This window comes from Caulobacter sp. D5 (assembly GCF_003185805.1).
Taxonomy (GTDB): Bacteria; Pseudomonadota; Alphaproteobacteria; order Caulobacterales; family Caulobacteraceae; genus Caulobacter.
This window is the reverse complement of the sequence record NZ_QHJY01000317.1, coordinates 1-6,966: the sequence shown is the minus strand read 5'-3', so window position 1 is coordinate 6,966 and position 6,966 is coordinate 1. Positions and strand designations below refer to the sequence as shown.

Below are 6,966 nucleotides of genomic sequence, written 5' to 3'. Positions count from 1 at the left end.
CGCCGCCCGCTTCGCCGCCTTCGTCGACGGCCTGGCCGAACCGGCCTGGATCGCCGCCGCCGACGGCGCCCCGACCTGGGCCAACGCCGCCTATCTGCGCGCCACCGGCGTCGACAACGCCCTCCAGGCCGCCCGCGACGGCAAGACCTTCGACCGCGCCGTCGACGCCCTGGCCGTCGAGACCGCCGCCAAGGGCGAGCGCCGCGAGACCGTGCGCTGGACGCCGATCGCCGGCCGCCGCCGGGCCTTCCGCTTCACCGTCAAGCCGCTGGAAGGCGGCGGGGCTGGGGTGTTCAGCGCCGACGTCACCGAGGTCGAGGACGTCCGCGAGACGCTGAAGAACCACGTCGCCGCCCACGACGAGACCCTGAACCACATCGCCGACGGCGTGGCGATCTTCAGCGCCAGCCGCCGCCTGTCGTTCCACAACACCGCCTTCGCCGACCTCTGGGGCCTGGAGCCAGCGTGGCTGGCCGAGCGGCCGACCCATGGCGAGGTGCTCGATCGCCTGCGCCAGCGCCGCCGCCTGCCCGAGACGGTCGACTACGCCAAGTGGAAGGCGGCCGAGCTTGCCCGCTACGAGGACCTGGGTCCCCAGGCCGACGAGCTGTGGGACCTGCCCGACGGCCGCACGCTGAAGGTGGTGCGCCAGCCCCACCCGCTGGGCGGCATGCTGCTGCTCTATTCCGACATCACCGGGGAACTGCGCCTGAAGGCCCAGTACAACGCCCTGATCCAGGTGCAGCAGGCCACGCTCGACAAGCTGAACGACGCCGTGGCCGTGTTCGGCTCGGACGGCCGCCTGCGCCTGCACAACGAGGCCTTCGAGACCTTCTGGAACGTCACCCCGCTCGCGCTTCAAGCGGCCGGCGACTTCGAGGGCGTGGTCGAGCTGTGCGTGCGCCGCCTGCACGACCTGACCTTCTGGCGCGAGCTGAAGGGCCGGGTGGCCGATCCGGATCCGCAGATGCGCGCGCCCACCTCGGGCGAGGTGCGCACCTCGGACGGCCGCATCGTCGTCTACCAGAGCCGGCCGCTGCCCGACGGCGCGACGCTGATCGCCTTCGCCGACGTCACCGACACCCGCCACCTGGAAAGCGCCCTGGCCGACCGTTCCGCCGCCCTGGCCGAGGCCGAGCGGCTGAAGCGCGACTTCGTCGGCAACGTCTCCTACGAACTGCGCACGCCGCTGACGACGATCATCGGCTATTCGGAGCTGCTGGAGCGGGCCGAGGGCCTGCACGAGCGCGGCAAGGGCCACGTGGCCGCCGTGCGCGCCGCGGCCACCCAGCTGGCCCGCTCGATCGACGACGTGCTCGACATGGCCCAGATCGACGCCGGCGAAATGGCGCTGGAGATCGAGGACATCCGCGTCGGCGACCTGCTGCAGGGCGCCTTCGAGCGCGGCGGCAAGGACGCCGAGATCGGCGGCGTGACCCTGGAAGTGATCTGCGAGGAAGAGGTCGGCCTGATCCGCGGCGACGCCAAGCGCCTGAACCAGACCGTCGACCACCTGGTCGAGAACGCCCTGCGCCAGACCCCGCCGGGCGGCAAGGTGACGATCTCGGCCACGCGGGCCCTGGGCGAGGTCAAGCTGCACGTGACCGACACCGGCCGCGGCGTGCCCTTCCACGTCCAGGCCCACATCTTCGACCGCTTTGTCGGCCGCGATCGCGGCGGCCCGGGCCTGGGCCTGGCCTTGGTCAAGGCGCTGGTCGAGCTGCACGGCGGCTGGGTGGCCCTGGAAAGCGAGCCGGGCGCCGGCTCGACCTTCACCTGCCACCTGCCCGAGACCCAGCACCCCGGCGCGGCCCAGCCGGAGTTCGGGTTCTAGCCTTTCAGCTCTCGGTGTAGCGCAGCAGCAGCCAGTCGCGGCCGGTCAGCAGGCGCGCCAGGGCCTCGGCCCTGCCCGGCGGCGTCCCGGCGTAGAAGGCGGCCAGTTCGCCGGCCACGGCCCGCGCCGTCTCGCCGTCCAGCGGCGCTGCGCGGCGGAAGGCCAGGAAGCGCGAGCCGATCCCGAACAGTTCGAGGCCGTGGGCGGTCTCCAGCCTCCGGGCCAGGGCATGGTTCTGCATCGGGTTGAGGTCGGCGTCGAAATAGCCGTTGGGAAAGGCCGCGATCAGGTCGGCCGCCGCGGTCACGGGGACGAACTGGAACAGGACCTCCTTCTCCCGGTCGAGCCGCAGGGCGGCGTCGGGTTCGCCGTTGACCGTGACCGGGTCGTTGGCGTCGCCGGTCGTCTCCCAGTCCAGCAGGCCGACCACCTGGTCGAATTCGACCTCGCGGGCGCGGGCCTTCAGATTGGCCAGGCGCAGCGGAAATTCGGCCGGGGTGCTGAACCAGCCCAGGTGACGGCCGTCCTCGAACGCCGCGGCGGGCAGGGCGGAGAGGTCGTGGCCGGCGGTGTCGTCCAGTTCGTGGACGTCGACGCCGTGGCCGGAGGTGTAGAAGGCCTGGCCCAGGTCATCGAGCGTGGCCAGGACGCGGCGGTCCGGATGCTCGGCCTGCAGCCGGGCGTGCAGCTCCAGCAGGGCGGCGAACGAGGGCAGGTGGTGCGCGCTCACCCCGTCGCACAGCAGCGGCGTGAAGCCGCGCGGCGGAGCCTCGGCGAACGGGACCAGCCTCAGGGGCTTCTTGCGCAGGAAACCGAACATCGCGGCATGACGGTGGGCGAGGGGGCCGGTGTCAAGGCGGGGCGAGGCCCTACGCCGTCCAGTCCATCCGCCAGTGGGTCGCGGTCTCGCCGGTGGCGGCGAAGCCGAGGCGCTCGTAGAGCGTCCGTGCACGGATATTGTCCTTCAGCACGTGCAGCCAGACGCCGGGCGAGCCCTGGCGGCGGGCCTGGGCCTGGGCGGTCTTCAGCAGGTCGCCGCCGATCCCCTTGCCGCGCGCCAGCGCCAGCAGACCGATATCGACCACCAGCAGGCCTTCGGGCGTGTCGTCCAGATAGCACCGGCCGACGGACTTGCCGCGCCGCTCGACGATCAGCCGCCAGGCGTGCGGATGGGCGCGGCCGAAATGGGCGTCCTGCAGGTCGTACTGGCTGTCGGTGAAGGCGCGCTTCTGGGCCGGCGGCCAATCGACGGCCGCCAGTTCCTCGGCGCGCAGGTCGGCGTAGAGGTCGCGAAGGAAGAACGTATCCTCGAAACGGATCGAGCGAAGGGCCAGGCCCTTCGCTCGCCAGTTTACGGGCGCGAGGTTCGGCGGCGGGACAGGTCCCGCTGCCGACGCCGTCAGGTCAGTTGAAGCTGGGGAAGACGCCATAGAGCGCGATCGACCAGTTCAGGGCCAGGAGCGGCGAGTTGTTCTCGTGCGGCAGGCCGCCGCCCGTGGGCAGGATGGTGTTGGGCGCCAGCGACGTATTGGGCGACTGGGCGGCCAGGAACACCTTGGTGGCGCCTTGCGAGATCAGCGCGCCCGAGGTGGGGGCGGCCGATCGCGTGGCGGTGCCGCCGCTGTAGGTCTGGAAGGCGTGGGTGTGCTGCGGGATCGTGGTGGTCGTCAGGGTGACGCTCGACGTCCCGAAGGTCTCGCCGATGGTCCGGTCCGACAGGCCCGCGCCCTGGCCCTGGTTGGCGGCGCCGCGATTGACCAGGTTCGGCAGCTGGAAGGTGCTGCTGCCGTTGCCGCCATAGTAGGTGCCCAGCAGCGAGAACAGCGCGGTGTTCTGCTGGATCGCCAGGGTGGCGCCGTTGCACAGCGCCCACTGGTAGGGCGCATAGCTGAAGGCGAAGAGCTGGATTTCGCCGACGAAGGGTTCGCTCATGATGGGATCTCCAGCTCAGTTCTGCGACGGGAAGATGCCGAAGGCGGAAATGCAGATCGACACGGTCAGGGTCGGGGCGCAGTTCTCGTGCGGCTGGCTGCCGCCCGTGAGGCCGACGGCCTCGGTGTCCATGGCGACCACCGTCGTGCCCGCGGCGTCCGGCAGATAGAGCGTGTCCGTGCCCCCGATGGTGCCGGGGAACAGGGTCGGCCCGGGGGTGATGGCGGTGGACGCGCCGGCGACCGCGACCATGGTGTGGTTGTGGGCCGGGATCTGCTGGGTGATCAGCGTCACTTCTTCCGTGCCCGACTTCTGGCCCAGAACATAGGTGCTGCCGCCGGGCAGGGTGCCCCAGTGGATCGGGCGGCGGCCCTTCAGGTCCGGAATCCCGAAGGTGGTGATGCCGTCGCCACCGAAGGTGGTGCCCAGCAGGGTGTAGAGGGTCTGGTAGTCCGCGATCGACAGCAGTCGTCCATCGCAGGGAAACCATCCCGTGGGCGTGCGCGTGAAACCGAACGCACGAATCTCGCCGACATACGGCTGGCTCATTTTAGAACTCCGTTTTTTCGGCTGATCAGTTGCGCGAGGGGTAGATGCCCGACAGGGCGATCACGAACGTGATGGCCTCGTAGGGCTGCAGGTTCGGGTGCGGCTGGGTGCCGCCCGTGACGCCGATCGTGGCCGGATAGAGCGGCTGCAGGGAGCCTCCGCCTTGCGCCACATAGGCCGACGTCGTGCTGACGCTCGAGGTCGCGAACAGGCCGCCGGTCGGGTTGCGCCCGCCGCCCACCTGGGTGGTGGCCGTCGCCGTGTGGGTGTGAGACGGCAGGTTGCTGGTCAGCAGCGTGACGTTCTCCACGCCCGTGACCGTGCCCAGCTGGTAAGGCGCGGGTTGCCAGGACGGATCCACAGAGCTGCCGAAGCCGACCGGCGTTCGGCCGCGCAGGTCGGGTAGGGCGAAGTTGGAGACGCCGTTGCCGCCGTAATAGGTTCCCAGCAGCGAAAATAGCGCCGTATTCTGATTGATGGGCAAAAGCTGCCCGTTGCAGAAGGCGAAATACTTCTGCGCGAAGTTGTAGCCGGTCATCATGACCTGGCCCATGAAGAATTCTGCCATAGCCCTCCCCCGGGATAGACGCGCAAGGAGTGCGCGCCCAGGCCAAGCATGGCCCGGGATAAAATCAACTGTAAAGCGAAAAACCGAGATCTCGGTTTTTGTCCGGACTGTCAGGTTCCGGACTAACAGCAACCAAAGAATGCGAATTTTTTGAAATCTGTGCATAAATGCACTGGAGCGGGCAATTAATTCGCTCTAGCGTTGAGATGGGGCGGCTGTGCGTTTTGGCCGCGAAACGCGTTTGGATTGTGCACCGCGGGGGCGGTGCGTTTGGGGGACGGCTTTTGAAAAGCGTCAGCATGCTTCGCGCCGGTGTTCCGGCCGCGGAATCTTCGTCAGTGTTCGCCAAGATCTTTTCGGCGTTCGCGTCCCGGTTCGGCAAACTTCTCGCCGTTCCATTGGTCTTCGCCGCCGTGCTTCTGGGGGCGAGCCTCGGGACTCCAACGGAATCGAGAGCCGCTGACTGCACCCTCTCGTCCATGACCTTCACCTCGGTGGGAGCCACGCAGACGCTGAACGCCAGCAGCTGCGACATCTTCATCACCTATGCGGGCGACAGCTTCTGGACCGGGATCCACTCGATCCAGGGCGAGAACGGGATCGACTATCCGGGGGAGGGGTACAGCAACATCTACCCCTATCCATCCGCGGACACGACGGTCACGACAGCGAACGCGACCTATAAGTTCCGGTCCAACAGCAGCTATTCCGACGCCTCGGCCACCGACATCTTCACGGTGACCCTGATGTCGGTGAACGCCAACGCGCCGGCGACCGAGACCCTGACGCTCTATAGCTGTCCGTCCTACGGCGGCGGGGCGACCTGTTACGCCACCAGGTCGGTGGGCATCACGGTGAACCTGAACGTTCCGCCGGCGGTGAGCTCGCTCAGCCCGACCAGCGGTTCGACCGCGGGCGGCACCAGCGTCGTTCTGACCGGCTCCAACTTCGTCAACATCACCGCCGTCACCTTCGGCGGCACGAACGCGACCGGCTACACGGTCAACAGCGCCACCCAGATCACCGCGACGGCCCCCGCCGGCTCGGCTGGCACGGTCAACGCCCGCGTCACCTCGTCCACCGGCGGCCAGAGCGCCACCGCGGCCGGCAACCAGTACACCTACGTGGCCCCGCCGACCGTGACGAGCATATCGCCGACCGCCGGTCCGACAGGAGGCGGGACAAGCGTCACCATCACCGGCACGAACCTCAGCGGCGCCACGGCCGTGAGCTTCGGCGGCACGGCGGCGACCGGCTTCACCGTCAACAGCGCCACCCAGATCACCGCGACGGCTCCGGCCGGTTCGGCCGGTACGGTTGACGTTCGCGTCACCACCGCCGGCGGCCAGAGCGCCACCAGCGCGGCCGACCAGTACACCTATGTCGCGGCCCCGACCGTGACCGCGGTCTCGCCGACCACGGGCTCCACCGCGGGCGGCACTTCGGTCACCATCACCGGCACGAACCTGTCGGGCGCCACCGCCGTCACCTTCGGCGGCACGGCGGCGACCGGCTACACGGTCAACAGCGCCACTCAGATCACGGCGACCGCGCCGGCCGGTTCGGCCGGCACGGTGGACATCCGCGTCACCACGGTGGGCGGCCAGAGCGCCACCAGTGCGTCCGACCAGTTCACCTATTCGGCCCTGCCGACGGTGACCTCGATCTCGCCGACGGCGGGCCCGACAGGCGGCGGCACGTCCGTGACGATCTCCGGCACCAATTTCACCGGGGTCACCGCGGTGACGTTCGGCGCCACGGCGGCGACCGGCTTCACGTTCAACAGCGCCACCTCGATCACGGCGACCGCGCCGGCCGGTTCGGCTGGCACGGTGGACGTGCGCGTCACGACGCCGGCCGGCTCCAGCGCCACCAGCGCGGCCGACCAGTACACCTATGTCTCCGCCCCGACCGTGACCTCGGTCTCGCCGACGGCGGGTCCGACGGGCGGCGGCCAGACGGTGACCATCACCGGTACGGGCTTCGCGGCCGCGGCCGGTACGGGCGCCGTGAAATTCGGCGCGGCCACCGCCACCTACACGATCAACAGCAACACCCAGATCACGGCGACGTCGCCGGCCAA

At 69.5% G+C, this 6,966-nt stretch carries 7 protein-coding genes; 2 read left to right on the top strand and 5 right to left on the bottom strand.

The features are described from left to right. Positions 1-1,834: PAS domain-containing sensor histidine kinase (locus DMC18_RS19385; RefSeq protein ID WP_110133220.1), on the top strand; the 1,834-nt coding region annotated here is incomplete at its 5' end. Between the two features lie 4 nt (positions 1,835-1,838). Here the strand turns inward: DMC18_RS19385 and DMC18_RS19380 are convergent. Genes DMC18_RS19380 through DMC18_RS19360 form a run of 5 tightly spaced genes read right to left on the bottom strand, consistent with a single transcriptional unit; the run spans position 1,839 to position 4,883 of the window. Continuing rightward, complete coding sequence (locus tag DMC18_RS19380) at positions 1,839-2,654, bottom strand: hypothetical protein (protein WP_110119459.1); 816 nt, start codon at positions 2,652-2,654, stop codon at positions 1,839-1,841. A 49-nt stretch (positions 2,655-2,703) separates the two neighbouring features. After that, positions 2,704-3,264: a GNAT family N-acetyltransferase gene (locus DMC18_RS19375; RefSeq protein ID WP_110133219.1), complete on the bottom strand. Its 561-nt coding sequence runs from the start codon at positions 3,262-3,264 to the stop codon at positions 2,704-2,706. Continuing rightward, the gene (locus DMC18_RS19370) at positions 3,239-3,766 is read right to left on the bottom strand and encodes a phage tail protein (protein ID WP_110119457.1); all 528 of its coding nucleotides are present in this window, start codon (positions 3,764-3,766) and stop codon (positions 3,239-3,241) included. Before DMC18_RS19370 ends, DMC18_RS19375 begins: the two co-directional genes overlap by 26 nt. A gap of 15 nt (positions 3,767-3,781) precedes the next feature. Continuing rightward, on the bottom strand, positions 3,782-4,315 hold the full coding sequence (locus DMC18_RS19365; protein ID WP_110119456.1) for a phage tail protein: 534 nt from the start codon (positions 4,313-4,315) through the stop codon (positions 3,782-3,784). Positions 4,316-4,340: 25 nt separating this feature from the next. Continuing rightward, a complete protein-coding gene (locus DMC18_RS19360; protein WP_110119455.1) occupies positions 4,341-4,883 on the bottom strand; it encodes a phage tail protein in 543 nt (180 codons plus the stop codon). Positions 4,884-5,362: 479 nt separating this feature from the next. Here DMC18_RS19360 and DMC18_RS19355 point away from each other — a divergent pair. Further along, positions 5,363-6,966: S-layer family protein (locus DMC18_RS19355; RefSeq protein WP_199232595.1), on the top strand; the 1,604-nt coding region annotated here is incomplete at its 3' end.

Coding starts and splice junctions, on each gene's coding strand:
- DMC18_RS19380 (WP_110119459.1), bottom strand. CDS start 2,654: ATGTTCGGTTTCCTGCGCAAGAAGCCCCTGAGGCTGGTCCCGTTCGCC.
- DMC18_RS19370 (WP_110119457.1), bottom strand. CDS start 3,766: ATGAGCGAACCCTTCGTCGGCGAAATCCAGCTCTTCGCCTTCAGCTAT.
- DMC18_RS19365 (WP_110119456.1), bottom strand. CDS start 4,315: ATGAGCCAGCCGTATGTCGGCGAGATTCGTGCGTTCGGTTTCACGCGC.
- DMC18_RS19360 (WP_110119455.1), bottom strand. CDS start 4,883: ATGGCAGAATTCTTCATGGGCCAGGTCATGATGACCGGCTACAACTTC.
- DMC18_RS19375 (WP_110133219.1), bottom strand. CDS start 3,264: ATGGCGTCTTCCCCAGCTTCAACTGACCTGACGGCGTCGGCAGCGGGA.